We start from the raw sequence: 16,046 nt of genomic DNA on the forward strand, positions 1-16,046 counted from the left end.
CCGCCGGGTCGTGGGCGAAGTTTTCTGGTGGCGCGTCGCGGCTGTGGTGTACGCGGGTCAGTCGGTCGACGGCGTCGTAGTCATAGCTGCGCTGGCCGTGCTGGCTGTCGGCGATGGAGGCCAGGTGGCCGTTGGCCGCGTAGCAGTAATGGCGCAGGTACAGCGGGCGGTTTTTCTGGTTCAGCGCGTGGCTTTGCAGCCGACCCTGTTCGTCGTGGTGGTAGTGGCTGATCAACTGACCCTGTTGGCGTTGCTGCTCGCGGCCCAGCACGTAGTGATGGCCGGTGAGACGCGTGCCGTTGAGGTCGATGGCGGTCAGCGCACCACCGCTGGCGTGGTGGTAATCGAGTGTGCTGTTGTCCGGCAGGCGCAGGCGATTGAGTTGGCCACAGGCGTCGTAGCCGTAGCGCAACGTACCCCAGCCCTGGTGCTCGGTGATCAGCCGATCCTGGGCGTCGTACTCAAATTCCAGCGGATGGTCCTGGCCGTCATCGACGCTGATCAGCCGTCCGAGGCTGTCGTAGCGATACTCGACCTTGACCCCATCCGGCAGCGTCTTGACCCGCAAACGCCCTGCCGAATCGCGGGCATAACCGGTGATGAGTTGCGAGTCGTCAGCGCCGAACTCGGTTTTCTCCAGCAAGTGGCCGTTGAGGTCGTAGCGGTACGCGGTGCGTTGGCCGTCGAAGCCGCACTCCTGTCGGATCAGGCCGTTGGGCGTGTAGTCCAGTTGATATTTTTCGCCGGACTCGTTTTCGATTTCGGTCAGTAACAGTCGGGCGTTGTCATAGCGATAGCGCCGTTGTGTGCCGTCGGCGTTGATCCGGCGACTGACCAGGTGCAGATCGTCGGCGTATTCATAACGCGTGACCCGGTCCAGTTCGTCGCGCTCGGCGGTGAGTTGGCCGTAGGCGTTGTAGCTGAACGTGCGACGGGCGCCGTCAGGCAATGTGCTTTGCAGCAGTCGGCCAACGGCATCCCAGTGGGAGAGCGTGACCGCACCGTGTTCGTCCTGACGCGTAAGCTGACGCCCCAGCGCATCGTAGGAAAACTGCCGCTGGCCACCGTTTGCTAACGTTTCCTCGACTAACTGGCCAAGTGCGTTGCGCACGAACACATGCCGGCTCTCGTCCGGGTGACGAATCGACAGCAACTGACCTTTTTCGTCGTAGGCATAACGGGTGACATGGCCGTGTGGATCGGTGGCGGCGGTGACATCGCCCTGCGCATTGCGCTGATAAGTCCACACCGCTTGACCGCGATACCGTGCATGCAAAAAGCCGTTGCGGTACTCGTACGCGGTCGGTTCGTTTTCTGGCGGCAACAACGCCACGAGCCGGCCGACTTCGTCGTAGTGGTATTCGGTGACGGCACCCAGCGGGTCCTGCTCGGCGGTGAGCCGACCGTTATCGTCATACGCCTTGAGGTGTTCACCGCCGTCCGGCTCGACCTTGCGCACCAGTCGCGCACGCTCGTCGTGGGCATATGTTTCTTCGCTGCCATCGGCGTTGACGACCGTGACAGTGCCCGCGTCATCCCAGACATAACGTGCCTGCATCTGCGAAAACGAGGCCCAATGCCGGACGCAGCGCGCCGCTTTGCCCGAGCGCTCCCACTCCCAGAAGAAGCTCGCGCCACCGGCCAGTTGCCGCTGCAAGATGACGTGCTGATCGTCATAGTCGTAGCGCTCGCTTTCGTTGGCGGCGTTGGTGGCTTCGATCAGTCGCTGGCGTTCGTCGTAGCGATAGCGGACCAGCGTCTGCTCGGTCACCCAGGAACGGTGCAAGGCGGCGCCCGAAACAAAACGCTGGTAGTCGACGGCGATCAGGTGGCGGCGGTCGTAACGCAACAACAAGGCGCGGCCGGCGCCGTTGTCGAGGCGCTGGATACGCGCCTGAAGGTCGCGGGTGATGCTCAGGCGGTTGTCATAGGCGTCGCTGATCGACGTGAGCTGGCCGTTGATAAAGTGATAAAAACGTGGCTCGTCGCCGGCCTGGGCGACGATCAATTCCTCTGCTTGATCACCCAGGTAAATCGCTGCTCGCGACAGGCTGTTGTGGATGGCCGGGCGCTCGATACTCGGTATCGGAAACCTGGTGCGCCGGTTTTCGTGGTCGGTCCAGATGACGTCGTCGCCATCGATGTGCAACCGGTGCGAGAGGCTGTGGCTCCAGCCGAAACCGAGCCCGCAATCGACCTCGACGGCACTGCTGCGATAGAGCCGGGTGAAGTCGAACGCCAAGATGCCGTCCAGCACACCGTCGTTCAGGGTCAGCAGCTCTTCGCCGGTGACCATCGACACCGGGCATTTGTCGGTCGCGGTGTTACGGGCGGAATCGGTGCTGTCGTCGTTAGGGTTTTTCGCTTGTCGGGAGGCGTCGTCGTGACGCTCGGTTTGAGTGATCTGGTCCATCAGTTCAGCTCCGCCATCAGGTAATCCACCAACGCTGATTTCGGTGCTTGAGGCAGGCCGGGGGCGCCCAGAAACATCACGATCTTGTGGCGCAATACGCTGCCGGAAAACGCTTCGAAAAGGTCCGGGTGGTCTTCACCAAGCCACAACAGCAGGTTGTTGACGTGAGTGTCGATGGACTCACAAGCGAGTGTTTTCAGCAGCGTTGGCGAGACCTCCCACCAAGGGAAAGTTTTACCCGTCGCAAGCGCAGCACCACCGAGTTCGAGCGCCTGGCCGTTGATCAGGCAGCGCCCGATCACTGGCATCAACTGCGCGGTGTCGACTTCGTCAGCCTGAAGAATGGGCAGTAAATAACGCCCATCCCAAAACCGGAAAAAAACAACGTCACCATTCGCCAAAAGCACTTGGGTAAGGCTGCGCAAGTGCTCAACCATCACCTCAAGACTTGCCGAAGACACCGCCAGCCAACCCCAATCCGGAGCCTCGGTGCTGGCCGCCCAATCCAGAAATTCGCTGCCGGCAGCGACGACACCGACATACGGCATCACCGCTTCCCACTCGGCATAAGCGGTGCCAGCCCAGATCGGGTGAGGCGCTTGTGAAGGGTTCAAACGTCGCCAGACATTGAAGGGTTCAGCCGCACTGGCGCTGCTGAAAACAACGAACAATTGCTCGGTTGACTCAAGCGGCTGGCCTTCGAGCCAAGCCCGCGGTGATACGCGCTCAGACTGCACAGAGACCTGCCTTGCAACGCTCACATTCTTCACAAAAGGGTGCAGCGCTTTTCAGGCTCAGAACTTGTGCAAAACTCAGTAAAGCGAGGGGCACCACAGGTTTGTCGGGTGCGCCTACCGTGGCAGTCATTGCCTTGACCGGGGCGCCGCCGCTTTTTATCGGCACACTGCTGAAAATCCCGCCCGGACCGATGTTGATCCAGTTCCCGCCCGCCTGAATGGTGGCGCTTCCCCCGCCATCGATCACCACTTGCACGCCGGCACTGACGTGAAATTGCTGGCTGGCGTTGAGGGCTTGATTGTTTACGCTGATGTGCCGGTCACCGCTGACATGCAGGTGATCATTTTGTTTGAGCTCGGCCCATCGATTACCTCGAGTCTCATTACGATCAGCGCCACCCACCACCACGCTGCGATGGTTATCAACCTGCACATTCAAGTCGTGCCGAACCAACTGAGTCCAGTCGCGCTGGGCACGCAGGTAGATTTCCTCTGCACCTCTGCGATCTTCGATGCGCAGCTCGTTATAGCCTCGTGCACCGTCAGGACTCGCCGGTGTGCTTTGGCTGCGCAGCACGCTTCGGGTTTTGTCTGCCGGCAAGTCGAGTGCCGACGAATTGGCACCATTCGACAAGCAGCCCATTATCAACGGCTTGTCGGCGTCGGCATCGACGAAGCCCACCAACACTTCCATGCCGACCCTTGGAATCAGTGCGGCGCCGTAGCCGTCATGCGCCCAACTGCTGGCCACTCTCAGCCAGCAGCTGGAACGATCAGTGCCCTCGCCCTCTCGATCCCAGGCGAGCTGGACCTTGACCCGCCCGTGCTCATCGCAGTGGATTTCACTGTCTCGCGGACCGGTCACTACCGCGGATTGATAGCCTCGCACGTGCGGTTTTTCGATCAGCGGCGGACGAAAGATCACGTTCCATGGCGTTGCCAGAAACGTATTGCAATAGCCTTGAAAATCGTCCTCACCGTTGCTGGCGGCCAGCCCCTCAAGTACTTGCGGCTGACGCCCACGGTGCTCGATCCGGGTAATCAACCACAGGTCGTTCCACTGCTGCCGAGGGTGTTCTTCAATCGATAAAAAATGGCCAGTGATCAGCGCTGGTTGGTCACTGTGGCCCTCGGCCTGACGGTGGTCTGCAGCGTGGCGTTCCAATGCTCTCTGCGCCAGTTGCTTGCCGTATTCGCGATCACTGAACTGACCGGGAAAGTGATAATCCTCCAGCCCGGGCAACTGCTTGTTGTCAACGCGGCCTTCGAGTTTCAGTCGCGGCTTCAGGAAGTCGTAGTCGCGCCGGGTGACAGCGGTGGCGCGGGTTTCCAGGCGAACGTTGAAATGCTTGATCGTTGGCTCGGCGACGGCCATCGCGCTGCCAGAACGATAGGGTGTCGGCTCGGCCAAACGAGGGAAAAACGTCTGGTCATCACCGAACACCAACAGATGCCGTTCGGCGCTGTGCTGAAAGTGGTAGTGAATACCGAGCTCTGAGCACAGCCGCTGTATGAACGCCAAATCACTTTCAGCGTATTGCACACAGTACTCACGCTCCAGGTACTGACTGCCGAGCTCGAACTTGAACGTATCGCCGAGGATGCCGTGATCCTTGAGAATTTGTTCAATAATTTCGGGCACATTTTTGTGCTGGAAGATTCGCTGATTGATGCGCTGATCAAGATAGGCCAGGTGTGGCACCAGGCTGATCTGATAGCGCGTCAGGTGCTTCGATGTTTCGCCTTGGCCGACGCGATAAATTTGCCCATGAATACCCGCGCCTTGGGTATCGAAACTGAGAAAAGCCTGACGATGCAAAAGGCTTTCGAGTGCTATGTCCGGGCGCTCGCTGACCAGTTCGAGGTCAAAACGATAGGGCTGGCTGATAGCTTCCGTGCCAGTGAACTCAAGCACCTTGAGCTCATGCTGATCGTCGTCAAGGGCCAAGCTGAAGTACGGTTGGTTAGCAGGAGCAAACATCCGATGTGTCTCTGCAGATTCAAGACGGGCGATTCTGCATGACGCATAACGGGCACTGACGGGACTACCTGGAAAACAGATTACCCGCAGTTTCTTAGCGAATTTTCCCGCAAGCATCGGTATGTTTTGCTACAGACATTTGCTTCAAAACCACTGCCAGTTCGGGGGATATACCGACAAAAAAAAGACCCGACTCCAGTAGGAGACGAGTCTTTTTCATGTGGCCGATGAGACAAAGTCTCAGGCTATTTCCATCACTTGTTCAGACGGAAGTCCGCTTCGGCTGCAGCGAAACGCTGAAGCATGCCCGTTGTCGGTTTACCCTGCTTGCTGACGAAGTAGATAGCCAGGCTGGCAAAGATGAAACCTGGAATGATTTCGTACAGGCCCAGCAGGTTGAAGTGTTTCCAGACAATAACGGTGATTGCACCAACAACAATGCCTGCCAGTGCTCCGTTGCGGGTCATGTCTTTCCAGATCACCGAGATCAGAACCACCGGCCCAAACGCTGCACCGAAACCGGCCCAAGCGTAGCTGACAAGACCCAAGACACGGTTTTCCGGATTTGCGGCCAACGCGATTGCAATCAGGGCAACCAACAGCACCATGGCGCGACCGACCCACACCAGTTCAACCTGGGAAGCGGATTTACGCAGGAAGGTTTTGTAGAAGTCTTCGGTCAGCGCACTCGAGCACACCAGCAACTGGCAGCTCAACGTACTCATTACGGCGGCCAGAATGGCCGACAGCAGCACACCGGCGATCCATGGGTTGAACAGGATTTTCGCCAGTTCGATGAAAACCCGCTCAGGGTTCTCGGTCACAGGTGCTGCTACCTCCGGGTGCGCCGCGAAGTACGCAATGCCGAAGAAACCTACCGCTACGGTCCCGCCCAGGCACACGATCATCCAGGTCATGGAGATACGACGTGCTTTGGCGATCGACTTGACCGAATCCGCTGCCATGAAACGCGCGAGGATGTGCGGCTGACCGAAGTAGCCCAAGCCCCAACCCATCAACGAAATCACACCGATAAAAGTGGTGTTTTTCAACATGTCGAAGTTGCTAGGGTCTTGCGACTCGATGGCCAGGAATGTGGTATCGACACCACCAGTGGCCAGCAATACAAAGATCGGCGTCAGCAACAGCGCAAAGATCATGAGGGAGGCTTGTACGGTATCGGTCCAGCTCACGGCCAGGAAACCACCGATGAAAGTGTAGGCAATCGTCGCCGCAGCACCCGCCCACAACGCGGTCTCGTAGGGCATACCGAAAGTGCTTTCGAACAGACGGGCACCGGCGACGATGCCGGAAGCACAGTAGATGGTGAAGAACACCAGGATTACGACTGCAGAGATAATCCGCAGCAAACCGCTTTTGTCTTCGAAACGGCTGGAGAAGTAATCCGGCAGGGTCAGGGCATCGCCGTTGTGTTCGGTTTGAACGCGCAGACGACCAGCTACGAATAGCCAGTTCAGGTAAGCACCGACGATCAGGCCGATGGCGATCCAGCTTTCGGACAGGCCAGACATATAGATAGCGCCCGGTAAGCCCATCAGCAGCCAGCCGCTCATATCGGAAGCGCCGGCAGACAGTGCCGTCACAACGCTGCCCAGACTGCGGCCGCCCAGAATGTAGTCAGACAGGTTATTGGTGGAGCGATAGGCCATTAAGCCAATCAGCACCATTGCTGCGATGTAGATCACGAACGTGATCAGTGTTGGGTTGCTAACGCTCATTCGAGTTCGCCCTGGCTTTGTTTTTATGTATGACTGATGTTTCCCCAGGAAAGCCATCAGCCGATGCACCCATTCTCAAGACGGTTGCACCTTAGGGCGCGAATCCTATTCAACAATGCAAATGAGGTGCAACCCATTTCTCGATAATAAGTTGCACCTGAAATAATTTAGGTCAAAAAGGCGATTTTTCGCGCCCTTTTAGGGCAGTCATGCCATTTACCTGTCAGTAAAAGCGCACTTCAGGTGCACTGCGTTTAAAACAGAATTTATTTCTTGATCACCTGCCGATTATTCCTACAAAAAAGGGTTGCACCAGGTTGCACCTCTGAGATTGCCCAGCTAATCTTGCTGCCAGCTGATGCCACGCCATCGTGGCAAACATGAGGATAAAAATATGGCGACTACCACCCTCGGGGTCAAACTTGACGACCCCACCCGCGAGCGCCTCAAGGCTGCCGCGTCCTCGATCGATCGCACACCGCACTGGTTGATCAAACAGGCAATTTTCAATTACCTGGAAAAACTCGAGGGTGGTGCAACCCTGACCGAACTGAACGGTTTGGCCAAGGATGCTGACGATGTAGCCGATGCGCCACAGGAACATTCCCATCAATGCTTCCTGGAATTTGCAGAAAGCATCCTGCCGCAATCGGTTCTTCGCGCTTCGATCACGGCGGCCTATCGTCGTCCGGAACCTGAAGTGGTACCGATGCTGATGGAGCAGGCCCGACTGCCAGCAGCGATGGCTGAGGCCACCAACAAGCTCGCCTCCTCTATTGCCGATAAATTGCGCAATCAGAAAAGCGCCGGCGGCCGTGCAGGAATTGTTCAGGGCCTGCTGCAAGAATTTTCCCTTTCTTCCCAAGAAGGCGTGGCACTGATGTGCCTGGCCGAAGCGCTGCTGCGCATCCCGGACAAAGGCACTCGCGATGCGCTGATTCGCGACAAGATCAGCACCGGCAACTGGCACCCACATTTGGGCAACAGCCCATCGCTGTTCGTCAACGCTGCCACTTGGGGCTTGTTGCTGACCGGTAAATTGGTCGCCACCCACAACGAAGCCGGCCTCACATCCTCCCTGAGCCGCATCATTGGCAAAAGCGGCGAGCCGATGATCCGCAAGGGTGTCGACATGGCCATGCGCTTGATGGGCGAGCAGTTCGTCACTGGCGAAACCATCGCCGAAGCCCTGGCCAACGCCAGCAAGTTCGAAGCCAAGGGCTTCCGCTACTCCTACGACATGCTGGGTGAAGCCGCACTCACCGAGCACGACGCCCAGAAGTACCTGGCCTCGTACGAGCAAGCCATCCACTCCATCGGCAAAGCGTCGCACGGTCGTGGGATTTATGAAGGCCCGGGCATTTCCATCAAACTTTCGGCACTGCACCCGCGTTACAGCCGTGCGCAGTACGAGCGCGTGATGGACGAGTTGTACCCGCGCCTGCTGTCGCTGACCTTGCTGGCCAAGCACTACGACATTGGTTTAAACATCGACGCCGAAGAAGCCGACCGCCTCGAGTTGTCGCTGGATCTGCTGGAGCGCCTGTGCTTCGAGCCGCAGTTGAGCGGCTGGAACGGCATCGGTTTTGTGATCCAGGCTTACCAGAAACGTTGCCCGTACGTCATCGACTACGTGATCGACCTGGCTCGTCGCAGTCGTCATCGCCTGATGATCCGACTGGTAAAAGGCGCGTACTGGGACAGCGAAATAAAGCGTGCTCAGGTTGAAGGCCTGGAAGGCTATCCGGTCTATACCCGCAAGGTGTACACCGACGTTTCCTACATCGCCTGCGCCCGCAAACTGCTGTCGGTGCCGGAAGTCATCTACCCGCAATTCGCCACGCACAATGCGCACACCTTGTCGGCTATCTATCACATTGCAGGGCAGAACTATTACCCCGGCCAGTACGAGTTCCAATGCCTGCACGGCATGGGCGAACCGCTGTACGAACAGGTTGTAGGTAAAGTTTCCGAAGGCAAATTGAACCGTCCGTGCCGCGTGTACGCACCGGTCGGAACTCATGAAACGCTTCTGGCTTACCTGGTGCGTCGCCTGCTGGAAAATGGCGCGAACACTTCGTTCGTCAATCAGATCGCCGACCAGTCGATTTCGATTCAAGCGTTGGTCGCCGATCCAGTGGCCAGTATCGAGAAAATGGCGACGGCGGAAGGTGGCTTCGGTCTGCCGCATCCGCGCATCCCGCTGCCGCGCGACCTTTATGGTGCCGAGCGCGCCAACTCCAGCGGCATCGACATGGCCAACGAACACCGTTTGGCTTCGCTGTCCTGCGCCCTGCTGGCCAGCGCGCACAACAGTTGGAAAGCTGCGCCAATGCTGGGTTGCGCCTCCAGTACTGAAGCACCTGCGCCGGTGCTCAACCCGTCCGACTTGCGGGACGTGGTCGGCCACGTACAGGAAGCAACTGTCGAAGACGTCGACAACGCTATTCAGTGCGCATTGAAAGCTGCGCCGATCTGGCAGGCCACGCCGCCGGCCGAACGCGCCGCGATTCTGGAGCGCGCCGCCGATTTGATGGAAGGCGAAATTCAACCGCTGATGGGCCTGTTGGCTCGCGAAGCCGGCAAGACCTTCGCCAACGCCATCGCCGAGGTACGTGAAGCGGTGGACTTCCTGCGTTACTACGCGGTGCAGGCCCGCAACGATTTCACCAACGACGCTCATCGTCCATTGGGCCCGGTGGTTTGTATCAGCCCGTGGAACTTCCCGCTCGCAATCTTCAGCGGTCAAGTAGCTGCGGCATTGGCCGCCGGCAACCCGGTACTCGCCAAACCTGCCGAACAAACCCCACTGGTCGCTGCTCAGGCGGTGCGTTTGCTGCTCGAAGCAGGGATTCCTGAAGGCGTGCTGCAACTGCTGCCGGGCCGCGGCGAAACCGTCGGCGCACGCTTGGTCGGTGACGATCGGGTCAAAGGCGTGATGTTTACCGGCTCCACCGAAGTCGCTCGTTTGCTGCAACGCAACGTCGCCGGCCGCTTGGATGCACAAGGTCGTCCGATCCCGCTGATCGCCGAAACGGGTGGCCAGAACGCGATGATCGTCGACTCTTCAGCACTGACCGAACAAGTTGTGATCGACGTCGTTTCCTCGGCATTCGATAGCGCTGGCCAACGTTGCTCGGCACTGCGCGTGCTGTGCTTGCAGGAAGATTCCGCAGACCGCGTCATCGAAATGCTCAAAGGCGCCATGGCTGAATGCCGTCTCGGTAACCCTGAGCGTCTGTCTGTCGACATCGGCCCGGTGATCGACGCCGAAGCCAAGGCAGGCATCGAGAAGCACATCCAGGCCATGCGCGACAAAGGTCGCAGCGTGTACCAGGTGGCTATCGCCGACGCCGAAGAAGTCAAACGCGGCACCTTCGTGATACCGACGCTGATCGAGCTGGAAAGCTTCGATGAACTGCAACGCGAGATCTTCGGTCCGGTGCTGCACGTGGTTCGCTACAAGCGCCGGGACATCGATCAATTGATCGGCCAGATCAACGCTTCCGGCTACGGCCTGACGCTGGGCGTGCATACCCGCATCGACGAGACCATCGCCAAGGTGATCGACAACGTCAATGCCGGTAACGTCTACGTCAATCGCAACATCGTCGGCGCAGTGGTCGGCGTGCAACCGTTCGGCGGCGAAGGCCTGTCGGGTACGGGTCCGAAAGCAGGTGGTCCGTTGTACCTGTACCGCTTGCTGTCGACACGTCCTACTGATGCAATCGAACAATCCTTCGCTCGCGGTGACGCAATCGCCGCACCGGACGTTCGTCTGCGTGACGCCATGAGCAAACCGCTGACAGCGCTGCAAACCTGGGCCGACAGCAACAAACTCAGTGACCTGAGCGCTTTGTGCGCACAGTTCGCCACGCAATCGCAAAGCGGGATCACTCGTGTACTGGCTGGCCCAACCGGCGAGCGCAACAGCTATGCAATCCTGCCGCGTGAACACGTGCTGTGCCTGGCGGAAGTCGAAGGCGACCTGCTGACGCAATTGGCGGCAGTGCTGGCAGTCGGTGGCTCGGCCGTGTGGCCGGAAGCGGACTTGACCAAAGCCGTGTTCGCACGTTTGCCAAAGGAAATTCAGGCACGGATCAAACTGATTTCCGACTGGAACAAAGACGAAGTGGTGTTCGATGCAGTCCTGCATCACGGCCACTCCGATCAACTGCGCGCGGTGTGCCAAGAAGTGGCTAAGCGTGCCGGGGCAATCGTCGGGGTTCAGGGTCTGTCACAAGGCGAAACCAACATCGCCCTGGAACGGTTGGTGATTGAACGCGCACTGAGCGTTAACACCGCTGCAGCGGGTGGTAATGCGAGTTTGATGACTATTGGTTAAACCGTAACAAGACCAGGCACCCGCGATGGGTGCCTGAAATGCAAAACACTGTGGGAGCGAGCCTGCTCGCGATAGCGATTTATCAGTCACATCCTTTTTGAAGGTGTGCCGCCGCTATCGTGAGCAAGCTCGTTCCCACATTTGTTTTGTGGTGCCAGTAAAGTCGCCGCTCGGCTGCACCATCACCGCCATCAATCATGCTGTTCACCTCGCTGTCAGCACGCCTAGACTCGGTTTATTCCAAACCAAGGTAGGCCGCCATGTCCGAGACGCTGCTCAGTTCCCGCAATCTGGCTTTCGAGCTGTATGAAGTTCTTGATGCCGAGGGCTTGACCCAGCGTGAGCGATTCGCCGAGCACAATCGCGAGACATTCGATGCGGCGATTGGCACTGCCCGTAGCATCGCGGAGAAGTTTTTCGCCCCCCATAACCGCAAGGGTGACGAGAACGAACCGCGCTACGAGGACGGTCAAGCGATTCTGATTCCGGAAGTGAAACCGGCGGTGGATGCGTTTCTTGAGGCTGGTTTCTTGAATGCTGCGCGCAGTTTCGAAGCGGGTGGAATGCAGCTTCCTACGCTGTTGTCCCAGGCGTGTTTTGCACACTTTCAATCAGCCAACGCGGCGTCCACTTCCTATCCGTTCCTGACAATGGGTGCGGCGAACCTGATTGAAAGCTTTGGCACGCAAGAACAGAAGCAGCGCTTCCTGCAGCCGATGATTGATGGCCGTTTCTTCGGCACCATGGCGTTGACCGAACCGCATGCGGGTTCATCACTGTCGGATATCCGCACCCGCGCAGAGCCTGCACCTGACGGCACGTATCGGCTTAAAGGCAACAAGATTTTTATCTCGGGTGGCGATCATTCGCTGTCGGAAAACATTGTGCACATGGTGCTGGCGAAGCTGCCCGATGCACCGGCAGGGGTTAAGGGCATTTCGTTGTTTATCGTGCCCAAGTTCCTGGTCAACGATGATGGCAGTCTCGGCAAACGCAACGACGTATTGCTCGCGGGCCTGTTCCACAAAATGGGCTGGCGCGGCACGACGTCCACGGCACTGAACTTCGGCGACAACGGCGAATGCATCGGGTATCTGGTAGGCAAACCGCACCAAGGTTTGAGCTACATGTTCCAGATGATGAACGAGGCCCGAATCGGTGTTGGCATGGGCGCAGTGATGCTCGGTTATGCCGGTTATCTGTATTCGCTGGAGTACGCCCGCGAGCGTCCGCAGGGCCGGGTGCCGGACAGCAAAGACCCGAACACCTCGCCAGTAGCGATCATTCAGCACGCCGATGTAAAACGCATGTTGCTGACGCAAAAGGCCTACGTTGAAGGCTCCTTCGACCTTGGGCTTTACGCTGCACGGCTGTTCGATGACACCACGACGCTTGAGACCGAAGCCGAGCGTAAACAGGCGCATGAATTGCTGGATTTGCTGACGCCAATCGTCAAATCCTGGCCGTCGGAGTTCTGCCTGAAAGCGAACGAACTGGCGATCCAGATTCTTGGCGGGCACGGTTATACCCGTGAATATCCGGTGGAGCAGTATTACCGCGACAACCGTCTGAACCCGATTCATGAGGGCACGCACGGCATTCAGTCGCTGGATTTACTGGGGCGCAAACTGGCGCAGAACGGTGGCGCCGGGCTCAAGCAGTTGATCCGCCTGATTGCCAATACTGCAGAGCGGGCGCAGGCCTTTGAATCACTTACCGCGTTACGTGAGCCGCTGGAAAAACTGGTGGCGCGCCTGCAAACGGTGACTATCGGTTTGCTGACGGATCTGGGCCAAGGCAAGGTCAATAGCAGCCTGGCGAACTCGGCGCTGTACCTGAAAGTGTTTGGGCATACGGTGATTGGCTGGCGCTGGCTGGAGCAGGCAATTCGTGCCGAGCAAGGCTTGGTCAAGGGCAACACGGCGGATGTGAGCTTTTATAAAGGCAAGCTGCAGGCGGCGCGGTACTTCCTGACGTGGGAGGTACCGGGTTGCCATCATGAGCTGGCTATCCTTGAGGCACGCGATGATGTGTGCCTTGGGATGCAGGATGAATGGTTTTAACTAAAGCCTTGTGATGCTTCTTAAATCCATTCGCGAGCGAGCGAGCCTCCCACATTCGAAATGCTTTCCAGTGTGGGAGCGGGCTTGCTCGCGAAGGCGTCGGCACTGACCACGCATCAACTCAGTTTGAAACTACCCATCTGCCGCGCCAGGTCATCCGCCAGTCGCTGCAACGTCTGGCAATCTTCACGGCACGCCCTGACTTCCCCTGCCGTTGCACGGGCCAGATCGGAAATCCCCTGAACGTTGCGGTTGATCTCCTCGGTGACCGCCGACTGTTCTTCCGTTGCCGTCGCCACCTGGTGGTTCATGTCGCTGATGCGCTCCACCTGCCCGGTAATTGCCGTCAACGATGCTCCAGTGCGCTGGCTCGACTCGACACCGGTGCCGGTCGCCGCCTGCCCGCTGTGCATCGATGACACTGCATTTTCGGCGCCTTGCTTGAGGCTGCCGATCATTTGTTGAATTTCGTCAGTTGACGACTGCGTCCGTCGCGCCAAGGTTCGCACTTCATCTGCCACCACTGCGAACCCTCGGCCCATGTCCCCGGCTCGCGCGGCCTCGATAGCCGCGTTCAGCGCCAGTAAATTGGTCTGCTCGGAAATACCGCGGATCACTGCCAACACTTGATCGATCGACGCGACCTGATTGGCCAGCTCACCCACCGCCGTAGCGGCGAGGCCGATCTCGCAGGACATGCTTTCGATATGCCGAATCGATCCGCCGACCACTTCTCGCGCTTGCATGGCCTCATCGCGAGCGCTTTGCGACGCTACGGCTGCGTTACCGGCGTTTTGCGCGATTTCCTGTACGGTCAGGCCCATTTCGTGGACAGCGGTGGCGACCATGTCGGTCATTTCCTGCTGGCGTCCTGAACGCTCGGCGGTGTTGTCCACCACCTTCGCCACTTGACCGACAGCGGTGCGCAAACGCTCGCTGGTGGTCAGCACCTCGCCGATCATCTCACGCTGATTTTCCAGAAACCGATTGAAGCCGCGCGCAAGATCACCCAGCTCATCGGCACGACTGGAATCTAACCTGTGGGTCAAATCTCCCCCACCGCTACCGATGGCTACCAGCGCTGCTGTTACCTGACGAATCGGTCGTACCAGTCCGCGAGCCAGCAGCACCACCAGCAACAGGCACACCAATGCTACCGCCAAGCCAATGCCGCTGCTCATCCACATGGCGCGACGGGCCTCGGCGTAGATCTGCGACTGTGGTACTTCGGCCACCAATGTCCAACCCAGATCCCTTAGCGGCAGGCTCAGCGCCAGATAATCTTCGCCATCGCGGGTAAAGCTGCTGGCGGACGCTTTGGAGGTAGAGAGCTGCCCCATGACGGCTTGCGCCGCCGGTGCGCCAATTTGCTCGGCCAAGGTCCGTTTGCCACTGTATTGCGCCTCAGGATGAACCTGGATCAACCCATCGGAACGCACGAGATAGACCTTGCCGCGCTCACCGAAGCTGAAGTTGTGAATCAGCTCAGACAACTCTTTCATGCTCAGGCCTAGCCCGGCGACGCCCACGACTTTGCCGGCCTGCTCGACTTTAAGGTCGATGAACAGCGCCAGTTCTCCCGTTGCGGTGTCATTGTCGATGTTGAGCGTGCGTTGCTGGTGACTGTCGAGGAACGAATAAAACCAGGCATCAGCCGGGTTAGAGCGGCTGAGGGTGCGGTCCAGGCCTTTTTCGGTGAAGTAATGACTGGAGGCGGCGCCAACGATCAGTGCCGTAAATGCTTTGTGCTCCGCCCGAACCCCTTCCAGGTAGGTCACGAAACTCTCGGTCTGGGCACTGTTTTCGCCCCCGGCCAGCCAGTCGCGCACCATGCTGTTACTGGCGATGTCCTTCGCGGCGGTGAGCGGTTGAACGAGGATTCGCTCGATGTCGTTGCGCATCGCTTCGATGCTCGACGGCAGAGCCTGCTCGACCAGGTAACTCTGGGCGAGACGGTTGACCACGAGGGTATAAATGCCAACCACGATCAGGATACTGACCAACAGGGCGCTGCCCATACTCAGGATCAACTGCCACTGGATACTGCGCCGCCAGAACTGCATGGAACACCCCCAAAGAATAAGAGGCTGAAACACTGCAACAGCCGTGCCGATTGTATACAACTAAATCGACAATTTTATTCTTTGGTTGTGCGCAAAGGCGATCAGGCCTGATTGATCGTCTTGGAGATCACTTCAACCGTGGCGCTGACTTGCTCTTGGTAACGGTTGAGTTCGAGCGTGTGCTGCTTTTGCATTTCGATCTGCTGCGAGCACAGATTCATTGCCGCCAGCACCAGCAAGCGGTCACCGATCAGCGTCGGGTACTTCCTTTTGGTGTCGGCCAAAGCGGCCTTCAACATCATTGCAGCGTCCAGCAGGGTTTGCTCTTCCCCGGCCGGCGCCTTGATCGAATAGTCCTCCCCCAGGATCGAGACGACTTTTACCCCTGCGGCGCCTTGATTCATGCGCTGACCGGGCCGGCGCTGACGCGCTCAACCAGGGCCTGAATGCGTGCAGCAGTGGCGCCTTGTTTCTCTTCCTGCTCCATCAGGTTCAATTGCAGGCTTTCGTTTTCATCCTTGGCCTGGGCCAGTTCTGCACTGAGGGTCTGGTTAATGCCGAGCAGGTTCTGGTTCTGTAGCACCAGGTCGCTGACCAGTTGTTCCAATTGGCTGAGGGATGCTTCCAACATTTTGATTTTCCAAGCATTTTCAAAGGGCGCGTACGATAAAGAAAAGTCACCACGGATGCCAGGGTTATTCAGGC

9 protein-coding genes are annotated in these 16,046 nt (G+C 58.4%); 2 read left to right on the top strand and 7 right to left on the bottom strand.

The genetic code is table 11. From position 1 onward, the window contains the following. From ACQR3R_RS24035 to putP, 4 genes are all read right to left on the bottom strand, one after another. A partial coding sequence (locus tag ACQR3R_RS24035; protein ID WP_428276075.1) for a DUF6531 domain-containing protein occupies window positions 1–2,413 on the bottom strand: 2,413 nt, incomplete at its 3' end. Beyond that, on the bottom strand, window positions 2,413–3,150 hold the full coding sequence (locus ACQR3R_RS24040; protein ID WP_428276077.1) for a DUF4123 domain-containing protein: 738 nt from the start codon (window positions 3,148–3,150) through the stop codon (window positions 2,413–2,415). The genes ACQR3R_RS24035 and ACQR3R_RS24040, both read right to left, overlap by 1 nt. Continuing rightward, the gene (locus ACQR3R_RS24045) at window positions 3,140–5,131 is read right to left on the bottom strand and encodes a type VI secretion system tip protein TssI/VgrG (protein WP_428276079.1); all 1,992 of its coding nucleotides are present in this window, start codon (window positions 5,129–5,131) and stop codon (window positions 3,140–3,142) included. The genes ACQR3R_RS24040 and ACQR3R_RS24045 overlap by 11 nt, the downstream gene beginning before the upstream one ends. Window positions 5,132–5,385: 254 nt before the next feature. After that, on the bottom strand, window positions 5,386–6,870 hold the full coding sequence (putP, locus tag ACQR3R_RS24050; protein WP_428276081.1) for a sodium/proline symporter PutP: 1,485 nt from the start codon (window positions 6,868–6,870) through the stop codon (window positions 5,386–5,388). A gap of 394 nt (window positions 6,871–7,264) precedes the next feature. On the opposite strand from putP, the gene putA reads away from it, so the two are divergent. Together putA and ACQR3R_RS24060 are read left to right on the top strand one after the other, a co-directional pair. After that, window positions 7,265–11,215, top strand: a complete 3,951-nt coding sequence (gene putA, locus ACQR3R_RS24055) for a trifunctional transcriptional regulator/proline dehydrogenase/L-glutamate gamma-semialdehyde dehydrogenase (RefSeq protein ID WP_428276083.1) — start codon at window positions 7,265–7,267, stop codon at window positions 11,213–11,215. 260 nt (window positions 11,216–11,475) lie between these two features. Then, window positions 11,476–13,278, top strand: coding sequence for an acyl-CoA dehydrogenase C-terminal domain-containing protein (locus tag ACQR3R_RS24060; protein ID WP_428276085.1), 1,803 nt, complete (start codon window positions 11,476–11,478; stop codon window positions 13,276–13,278). 116 nt (window positions 13,279–13,394) lie between these two features. Here the strand turns inward: ACQR3R_RS24060 and ACQR3R_RS24065 are convergent, their stop codons facing one another. The 3 genes from ACQR3R_RS24065 to ACQR3R_RS24075 all read right to left on the bottom strand — a co-directional run bounded on the left by ACQR3R_RS24065 (window position 13,395) and on the right by ACQR3R_RS24075 (window position 15,972). Then, window positions 13,395–15,341, bottom strand: a complete 1,947-nt coding sequence (locus ACQR3R_RS24065) for a methyl-accepting chemotaxis protein (protein WP_428276087.1) — start codon at window positions 15,339–15,341, stop codon at window positions 13,395–13,397. 101 nt (window positions 15,342–15,442) lie between these two features. Beyond that, entirely contained in the window at window positions 15,443–15,745 is a 303-nt protein-coding gene (locus tag ACQR3R_RS24070) for a cell division protein ZapA (RefSeq protein ID WP_428276089.1), read from the bottom strand. Continuing rightward, a complete protein-coding gene (locus tag ACQR3R_RS24075; protein ID WP_428276091.1) occupies window positions 15,742–15,972 on the bottom strand; it encodes a hypothetical protein in 231 nt (76 codons plus the stop codon). The genes ACQR3R_RS24070 and ACQR3R_RS24075 overlap by 4 nt, the downstream gene beginning before the upstream one ends. Window positions 15,973–16,046: the final 74 nt, after the last annotated feature.

This window comes from Gordonia sp. IEGM753 (genome assembly GCF_050321825.1).
In the GTDB taxonomy this organism is placed as follows: Bacteria; Pseudomonadota; Gammaproteobacteria; order Pseudomonadales; family Pseudomonadaceae; genus Aquipseudomonas.